Below are 12,104 nucleotides of genomic sequence, written 5' to 3' on the forward strand. Positions count from 1 at the left end.
CGAAGGCGGCCAACAAGACAGCCACCGCGCAGCGGTGCCCTTTCGCCGGTGTCTGTCGGGGGCCGGTTTGTGTCTGTGGGCGCTGTTAGGTTCGGTGGATGGCAACGTTGGTGGGGAAGGTTGCGCTCGTTACGGGGGCGAGTCGTGGGGTGGGGAAGGGGATCGCTCTCGGGCTTGCCGAGCAGGGGGCGACTGTGTTCGTGACGGGCCGGACCGTGAGTGGAGGTACGCCGCCGACGCCGCTGCCGGGTTCCGTGCAGGAGACGGCGGCCGAGGTCACGGCCGCCAGCGGACGTGGGGTGGCGATCGCGTGCGATCACCGGGACGACGAGCAGACCCGCGCGGCCGTGGCGCGGGTGGTGGGTGACGCCGGGCGTCTCGACGTACTGGTGAACAACGTCTGGGGCGGCTACGAGTACTTCTGGGACGGGACGGAGTTCTGGCGGGAGGCCGGCTTCTGGACCGCGCCGATCGAGCGGTGGGACGCGGCCTTCCAGGCGGGTGTCCGCGCTCACTACGTGACGACCGTCGCCGCCGCGCCGACGATGGTCGCGGCGGGCTCGGGCCTGATCGTCAACGTCTCGTCGGAGGGCGCCGAGAAGACCGACACCGGGGTCGCGTACGGCGCAGCGAAGGCGGCGACGGACCACATGATCGCCTGCATGGCCCACGAGCTCCGCGACCACGGCGTCACCGCGGTCTCGCTGTACCCCGGCTTGGTCCGGACCGAGTCGGTTCTCCGCGCGGCCGAGTACATCGACCTGACCGACTCGGAGTCCCCGCTGTTCGTCGGCCGGTCGGTGGCGTCGTTGGCCGCCGATCCACAGGTCAGCCGCCACACCGGTCGGGTCGTGCGCACAGCAGCCCTGGCCGCGGAGTACGGCTTCACCGACCCGGGTGGGTAGTGGATTTGGAGACGGCCCCGGGCGGGCTTGTTGCCTCGGTCCGGGGCCGTCTGGCGCCTCTGGGGACTAGGACGCGGCCGGGGTCTTGGCCGGTTCCCGGAGGTGGGTGACGAGTTCGTCTACCTGGCCGCGGGCGCGGATCATGGCGAGGTGGTCGATGTAGTCCCGGGACTCCACGATCAGCCCGTCCCGCACCCGCAGGACGAAGATCGCCGGTACCCGGAACGGCTCGCCCGTCGCCACGATGGTCCCGGCGTACTCGAACTCGGCCACGATCACCTCGGGGTCGGCGGTCTGGTGCACCCGGAGGTTGTCCGGCTGGAAGCGGACAACCTCGGTGACACGCGGTCCGACCCCGCCGAAGTGCTCGCGGAGCGCGTCCCGGCTGAGCAGCGGGTGGTCGCCGTACGGGTTCATCGGGTGCCGGACGTCGGTCTGCTCGGCGTACAGCTCCGGCAGGACGGCGAAGTCGCGGTCGGCGACGCCGTGCACGAGCTTCAGGAAGACCTCTTCAGGAGTCATCGGATTCCTCACGGGTATAAACGGAGTGATGACTTCGAATATATGGAGTCGCAACTTCGTTTACAACCTCGGAGCAGTTCTCGGCGTCTTCTAGGCTGAGGTGCGACGGAGGGGAGCTGGGGTGCGGGCAGACGCGCGGGACAATCGGGCCAGGATCATGACGGCGGCGGACGACGTGTTCGGGCGGTCGCCGGGGGCGTCGACCGACGATGTGGCGAGGCTGGCCGGGGTCGGGATCGCGACGGTGTTCCGGCACTTCGCGACCAAGACCGAGCTGCTCGAGGCGGTCCTCACACTGCGGCTGGAGCGGATCCGGGACCGGGCCCTGGAGCTGGCCGGCAGCGACGATCCGGGTACGGCGTTCTTCGAGTTCTTCACGCAGGTCGTGTCGGAGTCCGCGTCGAAGCTCGCGATCGCCGAAGCGCTGACCGCGGCGGGGGCGGCGGCCGGCGAGGAGGCACGGGAGGCCGGGCGCGGGATGCGGGAGGCGTTCAGCGGGTTGCTGACCGCGGCCCAGAAGGCGGGCGCGGTCCGCGCCGACGCAGAGATGCCCGAGGTCTACGCGTTGCTGATCGGCGCGTCCCGCGGTGCGACCGCGGCCAAGCTCGACCCGGAGACCCGCGACCGGATGCTTGCGCTGATCTATGACGGCCTGAAGCCTCGCCGGTGAAGCGCGTCCTCAAGATCGTCGTTGCCCTGCTGCTGCTCCTGATCGTTCCGCTCGGGGCCTACGCGATCTCGCTGCGCGTGCAGTACTCCGGCGACCCGACGGCCCGGACCCGCAACCAGGACGCGCTCTGGCTCGGTCATGCCTGGGTCGACGGCCGGAAGACCGCCGCCGACGTGACCGCGCTGGCGCAGCGGTTGCAGGGCACCGGCATCCGCGACCTCTACGTGCACACCGGTCCGCTGGAGCACGACGGTTCATTGCCGTTGGCAAAGGTTTCGCCGAAGGCGCGCTGGTTCGTGGACGCGGTGCATGCCGCGGCTCCCGCCGTACGCGTGCAGGCCTGGCTCGGTGACGTCGTACAGCCGGGCAAGGACCCCGGCATGAACCTCGATGACGCAGTCGTCCGCCAGCGGGTGGTCGAGTCGGCTTCCGCCGTTCTGCAGCAGGGGTTTCAGGGCATCCACTACGACTTCGAGCCGGTGCGGTCCGGGTCGAAGGGCTACCTGGCCGTGCTGGACGAGACGCGGGCACTGGGTACGACGTTGTCGGTCGCGGCGGCGCAGATCGACCCGCTCTGGTACCTGCATGCGATCCCCATCGACAAGTGGTGGTCGCAGGACTACTTCCGCCAGGTCGCGGAACGGGTCAACCAGGTCGCCGTCATGTCCTACGACACCGCACAGCCGCTGGAGTCGTTGTACGGCGGGTACGTCGCCAAGCAGACCAAGCTGGCGCTGGAGGTCACCCCACCAGCCACGGACCTCCTCATGGGACTCCCGGCGTACTGGGAGAACAACCCGTCCCATTGGGGCAACGCGGAGACCGTCAGCGCGGCAGTCCGCGGCGCACGCCTCGGTCTGGGCGACTCACCGCGCCAGAACTTCGGTCTGGCCTTGTACGTCGACTTCGCGGCCACCGACGAGCACTGGGCGGCGTACCGCGACGGCTGGTGTGTCACCCCCTAGAACGGGTTCCAGCGGGTCAGAACGAGGATGAGGACGCAGATAGCCACGTAGACCGCGTTGACGAGCAGCACCGGCGAGGGCCTGCGGGCGGGCGGCTCCTCCGGCAGACCGGTGTGCGAACGCAGCCGGAGCGTCTCGAACACGGATGCGACGTTGGCCAGCTCCTTGTCCGCGATACCGCCAACGACGTGCCAGTCGTCACCTGCCTCCAGGCTGAGCCCTTCCTCCTCGACCTCGACCGACTCGACGGCCCGCCACGACAGGCGCCGCTCGAACCAGCCGGTGCGGATCCACAGGTCGGTCGCGGTCGCAGTCACCTGGTAGAGCGCACGTGAACCGAGTGATTGCACCAACTGTGCACCGACGACGGTCGCCATGAACGCGGCGTACCAGTCTCCCCAGCTCGCAAAGGTCCCGACTGCGACCGGTGCAACCACCAGTACGGCGATGAACGCCGGCAGGTTCCACCACGACCGTGTCTGCAGCGGAACCTCCCACGGCAGCGTCGGCACCTCCCGCGCCGGCTCCACCGTCGGCTCGGACGGCTCGCTGGTGTCGGGGTGCTGCTCGGGCAGGCCTTGCGTGGACTCGGTACGCCATGGCAACCGCCGCGGGGCGCGGAACGGGCTGACCGGCCGGAGCACCTGATCGCCGAGCACGAGCGTCGGCCAGCTGCCCTCGGTCAGATCGCCTACCAGCAGAGCGTCGCCGCGGTACCGCTTGAGCGTTTCCGCCCACTCTCGCTTGAGCTTGGCCGGCGCGCCGGCTTCGTCCTCGTCGAGCGCAGTGAAGGCGTCGAACAACCGCAGGTCGCTCTCCTCGTCATCCAGATCGGTCTCGAGAAAGCCGAGCAGGACCGCACCGTCCGCCGACCGGACCGCGAACGCAGAGGAGGCGTCCGGCTCGATCCGGACCGGCGTGGCCTGTCCGTTCCAGAACCTGCGTGGGCGGGCCCTACGGAGCTGAATGTCGCGTAGCAGGAACAGGACGGCCAACACCCAAGCACCACCGGCCACTGTGTACCAGAAGGTGTAGTCGGCCAGCTCCGCACGCAGCCGGAGCCAGTCCGGGTCCGCAGGGTCGACGAGGACCGGCACCTGCGCACCGGTGTCGTAGTCGTCCACCGCGGTCACGGTGTGACTGCGGCCGTCGGGCAACTGGAGTACGAGGTCCCCGTCGTCGTTCATGCCCGTCACGACAGCGGTCTGCTCGACGGCACGTCGTACATGCGTTTCCTCGCGCTGGTCCTGCCAGTGCATCAGACCGAGCGCGGCGGCGCCCACCAGCACCAGACCGCCCGCCACGAGGAGTCGGCTCGTCACACCGATCTGTGCGGCCGCCTGCACCTGCACCTGCTGTCGCGGCATCCGGGCGGACAAGGAGCGTTGCCTACGACGGCTCGTGAAGACCCAGATGAGCAGTACGGCGCACAGGACGCCGTACACGGTCCAGCCGATCCGCGCTGAGGTGACGTCGTCGTACCGGAGGTCGAGAACCATGAACAGCAGGCCGGAGACCGCAGCGACGATCGGCCGCCACCACAGCAACACGAGCGACGCGAAGCAGACGATCATCGCCAGTGAGAACGTCCGGTCCGGGCCGCAGACCCTCGGGTCCTCGACCGAGCAGCCGCCGGTGTCACCGGCTATCGACGCCACGATCGCTCCGACCCAGACCACCGGCAGGAGCCAGCGGTAGAGCCAGCTCGGGATCACGGTGCCGGCCCAGCGGGCAGCCAGATCGCCTGTCATCCCAGTTCCTCCTCCACGGTGTGGGAGAACTCTAGGTCCTTTCTGGTGATCCCACGCCGTAGCGAGGAGGTGCTCGGTGCGGTGGCTCGGCGTGCGGGGGCGAAGGTCTCGATGCGGAGCATCGTGGCCTTTGCACCCGTGCGGCGAGGTGCCGTGCCGAGTGCCCCGCAGTAGGCGTGGGATCACCAGACAGGACCTAAGGTCAACGGGCCCTTTCTACGCGACCTTCGTCCCAGACCGGCTCGTCGGGTTCGTAGACCGAGCCGTCGGCGCCGAAGACCAGGTAGCGGTCGAAGCCCCGGGCGAACCAGCGGTCGTGGGTCACTGCGAGGACGGTGCCGTCGAACGAGTCGAGGCCCTCTTCCAGCGCTTCGGCCGACTCGACGTCCAGGTTGTCGGTGGGCTCATCGAGGAGCAGCAGGGTCGCACCGGACAGCTCCAGGAGGAGGATCTGGAAACGGGCCTGCTGACCTCCGGACAGGCTGTCGAAAGTCTGCTCGGCCGCATGCGCCAGCTCGTACCGGTCCAGCTTCCGCGACGCCAGCTCACGCCCCATGCCGTCACGGTGGTCGTCACCGCGGTGCAGGATCTCCAGCAACGTCCGGCCGACCAGCTCCGGGTGCTCGTGGGTCTGCGCGAACCAGCCGGGCCGCACGCGCGCACCGAGCTTGGCGTTGCCGGTGTGCGCCACAGACGGGATCTGTACGTCGCCAACAGGCTCGTGCTCAACATCCGGATCCGAACCACCGTTGGCGAGCAGCCGCAGGAAGTGCGACTTCCCGGACCCGTTGGACCCCAGTACGGCGACACGTTCGCCGTACCAGACCTCAAGGTCGAAGGGCTTCATCAGACCGGTCAGCTCGAGTGCAGTGCACACCACCGCCCGCTTGCCGGTGCGGCCGCCGGTCAGGCGCATGCTGACCTTCTGCTCGCGCGGCAGGGCCTGCGGCGGACCAGCCTCCTCGAACTTGCGCAGCCGCGTCTGCGACGCCCGGTAGCGCGACGCCATGTCGGAGTTGTACGCCGCCTTCTGCTTGTACATGAGCATCTGCGCGCGCAGCTTGGCGTGCTCCTCGTCCCAGCGCTTGCGCAGCTCCTCGAAACGCTCGAACCGGTGCCGCCGCGCCTCGTGGTACGTCGCGAACCCGCCACCGTGCGTCCACGCGGTATTGCCCGCCGCACCGAGCTCCACGGTGACGATCCGGGTGGCGGTGTTCGCCAGCAGCTCCCGGTCGTGGCTGATGTACAGCACGGTCTTGTCGGAGCTACGCAGCTGCTCCTCCAGCCACCGCTTCCCTGGTACGTCGAGGTAGTTGTCGGGCTCGTCCAGCATCAGTACTTGGTCCGGGCCGCGCAGCAACGCCTCCAGGACCAATCGCTTCTGCTCACCGCCGGACAGCGTCTTCACCTCACGCCAGCGACAGCGGTCGAACGGTATGCCGAGTGCGGCCGTCGTACAGACGTCCCAGAGGACCTCCGCGTCGTACCCGCCGACCTCGCCCCAGTCCGCCACCGCCTGCGCGTACCGGAGCTGGGTCTTCTCGTCGTCCGCGTCCATCATCTTCTGCTCGGCCTTGTCCAGCTTGGCCGCGGCCTGCTGGATCGCCTGCGGCGCCACACCGAGCAGCAGGTCGCGCACGGTCGACGAGTCGCGCACCGAGCCGACGAACTGCCGCATCACGCCCAGCCCACCGGACCGGGAGATGCTCCCGCTGTGCGGCTTCAGGTCGCCGGCGATGATCCTGGTCAGAGTGGTCTTGCCCGAACCGTTCGCCCCGACCAGCGCAACCTTCGCGCCGTCCCCGACCCGGAACGTGACGTCGTCCAGCAACACCCGCCCGTCAGGCAGCTCGAACCCCACACCGGCGACATCCACGTGACCCATCCCCCCAGTCTGACGGCCCCGGCAACCCGCACGCGAACAGTTATCGTGACGCACGTGACGACACCACTGGGTCGGGAGATCCTGCCCGGCACCCGCGAGTACCAGTGGGTGGCGAGCATCGTGGAGGCAGTAGAACGCCGCACCGGCCGCCCGTCCTCCTGGAACCGGCGACTCCACGAAGAGCTCAGCAAAAGGATCGGTACGTCGCAGATCGACGGACCGATGACGATGCGCCGGGATTTCCTCGACGCTGTGCTGCACGCGTACGACGCGACCGGACCGTTGAGCCTCCAGGAAACCGCCGCGGCCCGGCTGGCCGCGATGTACGTGGTCCACGAGACCGATCACCAGCAGCACTCTGTGGGCGACGAGACCGCGCCCGACGCCGTCGCCTACACCTCACCGGAGGGCCTGGCCGTGACCGAAGGGCTCGCCGAAATCAATCGGGCCCGGATCGTCGTCCAGGTCATCCAGGACGTCGGCATGGACAAGGCGGTTCCGCGGATCAACGACCTGACGGCCCCGACGGTCTACGCCGGGTACGAGACCGGCGTACAGGATGTGCTGGACGGGCTGCAGCAGATCAGCGGCCGGTCGTCGGAGGAAGTGCTGACGGCTGTCGACCGGACACCGTTCGCGCAGCGGTACAACGCTATGGCCGATGTGGTCATCGACTCGCGCCTGGACGGTCTGATGCCGCCGGAGCACCGGTCACAGATCCGCCTCCGGCTGACGCGCCCCCTGCGCGAGGAGCTGGCGAAGCTCGCGGACTACGACCCCGACACCGAGCTCCCGAACGCGCTGTCCGACCGGGCGCGCGAGACGGCCGCAACAGCTGTGCAACGCCTGGAAAGCGAGCTGGCCGACGTCGAACGCCACTACCAGCGGCACGGCGACAATCCGCCACGGATGCCGATGTCGCCCGAGCAACGGTCCCTCGTCGAGCGGATCGAAGCGCACTACGGCCGCCCGTCCACCCTGGTAACCGACCACCTACGCCAGTTCCTCACTTCTCACCAAACCGCCGCCACCCGACCCACGAGAGCACCAACCGCCACATCAACCGGCCCGGCAACAGTTGCGGCCGACGCCGGCCGCGGAGGTGCTGCGGCGGGTGCTGGTGCTGGGGCGGGTGGCGGTGCTGCTGCAGGTGGTGCTGCTGCAAGTGGCGCGGCTGCTGCCAGCGGTGCGGCTACGGCTGCTGCTGTTGCGGCAGCGGCACGGGACGGGTGGCGTCCTGACAGGTCTCGACCGGGCGGTAGTCGACCCTTTGGAAAGGAATGATCGGCAGGGATGGACGCTTATCGTGAAGCACAGCGGCTGTACGCCGAAGTCATGCTGTCGACTGCCTCCGGGCACGAGCTGGTTGCCGAGCTCGAGCGGACGCTCCAGCGGATCGGGGAACTGCTGCCCCAAGCGGCGCCGGACCAGCGTGCCGCCGTACTGCTGATGAACAGCTCGCTCGCGGAACGGCTGGCCGGGCTGCCGGAGGAGAGCCGGTGAACGAGATCCTCGAGCCCGGTCCGGAGATCCCCGCCGGCACCTGGGAGCACGACTGGGTCTCGTCGGTCGTCGCCAAGGCCGAGGAGTACTCCGGCCGGCCTTCCCGCTGGAACGGGAAGCTGTACGAGCAGGCCGGACCGGTCGCAGGTCGCTGCCTTCCCGACGGCAGCATGACGATCAGCCGGGAGCACGTGCTCGACCCTGCGCGCCCTGCCTACACACCGGGCCGAACGCTGACCGGCAACGAACGGTACGCGGGTGCGAGCGCGACCACGATGGCGGTGTTCCAGGCGCGGCTCTCGATGGACGAGATCGGAGACGACAGCGTGCCCGGCGCGACACCGCGCGGGTCGCTCGCGGTCGTCGCCCTCGAGAAGGCACGGGCCGATCAGTTCAGCCGGGAGTACAGCGGCCGGATCGCAGAGAGTATGACCGAGCATTCGCTGCCCCTGCCCGCTCAGGCTCCGGCGTTCCCGGCGTACTCGGCGGCCACGGACCACCTGCTGTACCCGCTCAGCGGGTCCACCGGGATGAGCCACGACCAGCTCGGCGACCTGATCGACCGCACCGAGCTCACACAGCGGTTCAACGCGATCGCCGACCGGGCGATCGACGTTCAAGTGGGCGACTTGGTCCCCGAGTCGCATCGCGCCCAGCTCCGCGAGGACTTGGCCGGGCCGCTCCGCCGCGGACTCGGCGGCCTCACGATGACGGAGATGAGCCAGCTCACGGACCCCGGGTCAAAGGAGAGGTGGGGCTGGGACTCGGCAGGATGGACCGCCAAGGAGTTCGACGCGAACCTCGGCGACATCAAGGACCATTACGAGTCCTGGAACGCGGAGCACCCGGACGTCGAACCGCCGGAGCTGCCGGACTCCCTGCGTGAGACGTTCCGCGACCGCGAGGAGCACACCCGGCAGATCTGGTCCGACGCGGGCTGGCCGGCGCAGCAACCGGTCGCGGGGCGTGAGAAGGAGTACTACGAGCAGCTGTATCCGACCGAACGCGAACAGGAGATCGCCAGGCTGCAGCAGTTCCTGTGGTCGCACACCGCACCGAGCCGGCGAACTGATTCGGCAGTCGACAGCAGCGGACGTCCCGACAACGTCCGGCAGATCGGCTCGGCCCGCAGGCCGGACCGCGGGATCGAGTGAGCTACCAGTCCTTGAGCGCGCTCAGATAGGTGCCGCCGGACGGGCGGACCGAGCCCGTCATGAACAGTTTCAGCGGTGTGGAGTACAGCCCGTAGACGTGGCTGCCGGTGAAGAAGCCGGCCGACGTACAGCCGTCGTACACGACCCAGATCTCCTTGGTCCCGGCTGCGGTGCTGAAGCGGAGCGCGATCGCCTCGGACGGCTTGGCGACCTGCGGAGCGCACTTGAACACCGGCAGGTCCGGGTTCCGCTCCGGGAGCACCTTGATCGCGTCGACCACCTGCTGTGCAACGGCGGCGTCGAACTCCTGCTGACCGAGCAGACCACCCTGACCCGTGCTGTAGCGGCACGCGCGCAGACCGGTCACCGGGGTGTTCAGGTCGAGCCCGGTCCCCGCCGGTACGTCGTTCGGCGCCGCGGCCTGTTGGATTGGGTGCTGCACCGGACAGCTTGCCTTCGCAACCTCTGACTTCGGCCCTACGCCCTGTGAGGGCTGCTCCGGTGCTTCAGCTTTGCCTGCGGAGTCGCTCTGGCTCGTGCTAACTGGTGACTCACCGCCGAGCAGGCCCCACACGCCACCGACGGCCGCAACCACCAGCACCGCACCAGCGGCCATCGACATCGCCTGCCGACGGCGGTGCACCCGGCGACGTGCTTCACGTGCCAGACCGGTCTTCTGCATCCCCTGGGTGCCCGCGTGGTCCTGGAACGCAGAGGTGATCTTGGGGCCGAGCTCCTGCTCAGGGTCGTGCTGCTCAGGCATCCTCGGCTCCTTCCGTGCTCAGTGTGGTCTTCAACGCTGCCAGTGCTCGATGTACGTGCGACCGCGCCGTCGCCTCCGCGCAGTGCAGTAGCTGGGCGATCTCGGCGTACGAGAGCTCCTCGTAGAACCGCAGTACGACGGCAGCTCGCTGCTTGTCCGGGAGCGTCGCGCACAGGTCCCAGATGGCGTCCGCCTCCGCACGGGCCGCCGTACCGTCCGAAACGGCGCGCGCCGTGCGCACCGGGTCGTCGACCGGCGCCTCGCGCCGGCGGAACCGCCGCCACCAGGAGATGTGCGCGTTCACGACCATCCGCTTCACGTACGCCTCGGGGTCGTCGGCACGGCTCACCCGGCCCCAGCGCGCGCAGGCTGTCGTCAGAGCGTCCTGTACGGCGTCCTCGGCCAGGGTCGCGTCGCCGGTGAGGACATACGCGAACCGCAGCAGGGCATCCGCCTTCTCGGTGACCCACACCTCGAAGTCGAGCGGCCCCGTCCGAACCTCAGCTGCCGCCAAGACTGCCTCCATACCCCTCAGGACGGTGCCGGGCCCGCGTTCGTTGCACGCAGTACCCGGAAGCCCTTCGCGCTGCCCACCCGTTCGCACGGGTAGCCCTGGTCCGTCATCCAGCGCTGGAGGGAGTCGCCGCCCAGGTTCTTGCCGACGACAAACCATCCCACGCCGCCGGGAGCAAGACGACTCAGCCAGCGCAGCAACATCTTGTGGAGTTCGGGTTTGCCGATGTGGATCGCCGGGTTCGACCAGATCTCGTCGAACCGCACCTCCTCGGGTACGTCGTCCGGCAGCACCGCACGTACCCGGTCCGCGACCCCCGCGGCCTTGGCATTCTCCGCCGCCAGCTCGAGCGCCCGCGTATTCACGTCGATCGCCCACACCGTTGCCTCCGGCACCTCTGTCGCGAGCGCGCACGCGATCGGCCCGTAGCCGGTCCCGAGGTCGAGGAACGTCCCCGCGCGGGTTGGTGGTTCCACCGAGCGCAGCAGAACCGACGTACCGATGTCCAAACGGTCTCGGGAGAACACCCCAGTAGCCGTTGTGAAGACATACGACCGTCCCCAGATCTGGGCTTCGACAGTACGCCGTACGTCCGCCGACTGCGGCTCCGCCGAAAAGAAGTGGTCACCCACGCTGATGTACCTCTCCTCGCACCTGACGGGCCTGTAACGCCCGCGCAGCCAGCTCGTCGTCCGCCGGGTAGCGCACTTCCTCCAACGTGAGCCCGTGCGCCGGCAGGACCGACACAGCCGAGTCCCGCACCTTCCCAGCCAGTACGGCGGCCGGCCACTCGACGTCCCGACGTCCGTCGCCCACAGGGATCATCGACCCCACCAGTGCCCGCACCATCGAGTGACAGAAGGCATCCGCGATCACAGTGCTCTCCAACTGTCCTACGCCGGTCCGCTGCCACGAGAACTCCAGCAGCGCCCGCACCGTGCTGGCGCCTTCCCGCTTCTTGCAGAACGCCGCGAAGTCGTGCTCTCCGAGCAGACCGGTCGCGGCAGCGTTCATACGATCCACATCCATCGGCCGCCCCACCCGCAGGACATGTCCCCTGGTGAGCGGGTCCCAGCCCGCCGGGTCGTCGCACAGCCGGTACACGTACCGGCGGGCCAGGGCGGAGAACCGGGCGTCAAAGCCGTCAGGAGCCGCCGTAACGGCCGTGACGGCTACATCCGCGGGCAGGACGCCGTTCAGCCCTCTCAAGAGCCTCAGCGGGTCCACAGCGCCTTCGACGTCGACGTGGGTGACCTGTCCCCGGGCGTGGACACCTGTGTCGGTCCGGCCGGCACAGGTCACGGTCACCGGCTCCGGCAGCCGCAGTACGACGCGAACCGCCTCTTCGAGCTCCCCCTGCACGGTACGGAGACCCTCCTGACGGGCCCACCCATGAAAGGCCGCTCCGTCGTACCTCAGGTCAATCCGCCAACGCACACGTCAATCTAACGCAACGGAGCCCCCTCACCGTG

Annotated in this window: 13 protein-coding genes; 6 read left to right on the forward strand and 7 right to left on the reverse strand. The window is 68.9% G+C overall.

Annotated elements, in window-relative coordinates; all coding sequences use genetic code 11:
- The first annotated feature begins 98 nt into the window (after nucleotides 1–98).
- Nucleotides 99–905 (forward strand): SDR family NAD(P)-dependent oxidoreductase, encoded by an 807-nt coding sequence (locus ACLJOO_RS05580; RefSeq protein WP_410785736.1) that lies wholly within the window; start codon nucleotides 99–101, stop codon nucleotides 903–905.
- A 66-nt stretch (nucleotides 906–971) separates the two neighbouring features.
- Here ACLJOO_RS05580 and ACLJOO_RS05585 read toward each other — a convergent pair whose 3' ends face one another.
- Nucleotides 972–1,427, reverse strand: coding sequence for a nuclear transport factor 2 family protein (locus ACLJOO_RS05585; RefSeq protein ID WP_410785737.1), 456 nt, complete (start codon nucleotides 1,425–1,427; stop codon nucleotides 972–974).
- A 121-nt stretch (nucleotides 1,428–1,548) separates the two neighbouring features.
- Here ACLJOO_RS05585 and ACLJOO_RS05590 point away from each other — a divergent pair, with 121 nt between their 5' ends.
- Together ACLJOO_RS05590 and ACLJOO_RS05595 are read left to right on the forward strand one after the other, a co-directional pair.
- Nucleotides 1,549–2,097 (forward strand): TetR/AcrR family transcriptional regulator, encoded by a 549-nt coding sequence (locus ACLJOO_RS05590; protein WP_410785738.1) that lies wholly within the window; start codon nucleotides 1,549–1,551, stop codon nucleotides 2,095–2,097.
- The gene (locus ACLJOO_RS05595) at nucleotides 2,094–3,062 is read left to right on the forward strand and encodes a hypothetical protein (protein WP_410785739.1); all 969 of its coding nucleotides are present in this window, start codon (nucleotides 2,094–2,096) and stop codon (nucleotides 3,060–3,062) included. The genes ACLJOO_RS05590 and ACLJOO_RS05595 overlap by 4 nt, the downstream gene beginning before the upstream one ends.
- Here the strand turns inward: ACLJOO_RS05595 and ACLJOO_RS05600 are convergent.
- Both ACLJOO_RS05600 and ACLJOO_RS05605 read right to left on the reverse strand, forming a co-directional pair.
- Nucleotides 3,059–4,813 (reverse strand): hypothetical protein, encoded by a 1,755-nt coding sequence (locus ACLJOO_RS05600; protein WP_410785740.1) that lies wholly within the window; start codon nucleotides 4,811–4,813, stop codon nucleotides 3,059–3,061. The two genes, ACLJOO_RS05595 and ACLJOO_RS05600, sit on opposite strands and share 4 nt — an antisense overlap.
- A gap of 202 nt (nucleotides 4,814–5,015) precedes the next feature.
- A complete protein-coding gene (locus ACLJOO_RS05605) occupies nucleotides 5,016–6,698 on the reverse strand; it encodes an ABC-F family ATP-binding cassette domain-containing protein (RefSeq protein WP_410785741.1) in 1,683 nt (560 codons plus the stop codon).
- A 54-nt stretch (nucleotides 6,699–6,752) separates the two neighbouring features.
- On the opposite strand from ACLJOO_RS05605, the gene ACLJOO_RS05610 reads away from it, so the two are divergent.
- Genes ACLJOO_RS05610 through ACLJOO_RS05620 form a run of 3 tightly spaced genes read left to right on the forward strand, consistent with a single transcriptional unit; the run spans nucleotide 6,753 to nucleotide 9,355 of the window.
- Nucleotides 6,753–7,982, forward strand: coding sequence for a hypothetical protein (locus tag ACLJOO_RS05610; protein WP_410785742.1), 1,230 nt, complete (start codon nucleotides 6,753–6,755; stop codon nucleotides 7,980–7,982).
- A gap of 9 nt (nucleotides 7,983–7,991) precedes the next feature.
- Nucleotides 7,992–8,201, forward strand: coding sequence for a hypothetical protein (locus ACLJOO_RS05615; protein ID WP_410785743.1), 210 nt, complete (start codon nucleotides 7,992–7,994; stop codon nucleotides 8,199–8,201).
- Nucleotides 8,198–9,355, forward strand: coding sequence for a hypothetical protein (locus ACLJOO_RS05620; protein ID WP_410785744.1), 1,158 nt, complete (start codon nucleotides 8,198–8,200; stop codon nucleotides 9,353–9,355). The genes ACLJOO_RS05615 and ACLJOO_RS05620 overlap by 4 nt, the downstream gene beginning before the upstream one ends.
- 1 nt (nucleotide 9,356) lies before the next feature.
- On the opposite strand, the gene ACLJOO_RS05625 is transcribed toward ACLJOO_RS05620, so the two are convergent.
- Genes ACLJOO_RS05625 through truA form a run of 4 tightly spaced genes read right to left on the reverse strand, consistent with a single transcriptional unit; the run spans nucleotide 9,357 to nucleotide 12,069 of the window.
- Complete coding sequence (locus ACLJOO_RS05625; protein WP_410785745.1) at nucleotides 9,357–10,118, reverse strand: hypothetical protein; 762 nt, start codon at nucleotides 10,116–10,118, stop codon at nucleotides 9,357–9,359.
- A complete protein-coding gene (locus ACLJOO_RS05630) occupies nucleotides 10,111–10,644 on the reverse strand; it encodes a SigE family RNA polymerase sigma factor (protein ID WP_410785746.1) in 534 nt (177 codons plus the stop codon). Before ACLJOO_RS05630 ends, ACLJOO_RS05625 begins: the two co-directional genes overlap by 8 nt.
- A gap of 5 nt (nucleotides 10,645–10,649) precedes the next feature.
- Nucleotides 10,650–11,264 carry a class I SAM-dependent methyltransferase gene (locus ACLJOO_RS05635; protein WP_410785747.1) on the reverse strand — a complete coding sequence of 205 codons (615 nt, stop codon included), beginning with the start codon at nucleotides 11,262–11,264 and terminating at the stop codon, nucleotides 10,650–10,652.
- The gene (gene truA / locus ACLJOO_RS05640) at nucleotides 11,257–12,069 is read right to left on the reverse strand and encodes a tRNA pseudouridine(38-40) synthase TruA (RefSeq protein ID WP_410785748.1); all 813 of its coding nucleotides are present in this window, start codon (nucleotides 12,067–12,069) and stop codon (nucleotides 11,257–11,259) included. The genes ACLJOO_RS05635 and truA overlap by 8 nt, the downstream gene beginning before the upstream one ends.
- Between the last annotated feature and the right edge of the window lie 35 nt (nucleotides 12,070–12,104).

The organism is Kribbella sp. C-35 (genome assembly GCF_046549195.1).
Lineage (GTDB): Bacteria > Actinomycetota > Actinomycetes > Propionibacteriales > Kribbellaceae > Kribbella.

Coding starts and splice junctions, on each gene's coding strand:
- ACLJOO_RS05585 (WP_410785737.1), bottom strand. CDS start 1,427: ATGACTCCTGAAGAGGTCTTCCTGAAGCTCGTGCACGGCGTCGCCGAC.
- ACLJOO_RS05580 (WP_410785736.1), top strand. CDS start 99: ATGGCAACGTTGGTGGGGAAGGTTGCGCTCGTTACGGGGGCGAGTCGT.
- ACLJOO_RS05630 (WP_410785746.1), bottom strand. CDS start 10,644: ATGGAGGCAGTCTTGGCGGCAGCTGAGGTTCGGACGGGGCCGCTCGAC.
- ACLJOO_RS05615 (WP_410785743.1), top strand. CDS start 7,992: ATGGACGCTTATCGTGAAGCACAGCGGCTGTACGCCGAAGTCATGCTG.
- ACLJOO_RS05605 (WP_410785741.1), bottom strand. CDS start 6,698: ATGGGTCACGTGGATGTCGCCGGTGTGGGGTTCGAGCTGCCTGACGGG.
- ACLJOO_RS05625 (WP_410785745.1), bottom strand. CDS start 10,118: ATGCCTGAGCAGCACGACCCTGAGCAGGAGCTCGGCCCCAAGATCACC.
- ACLJOO_RS05600 (WP_410785740.1), bottom strand. CDS start 4,813: ATGACAGGCGATCTGGCTGCCCGCTGGGCCGGCACCGTGATCCCGAGC.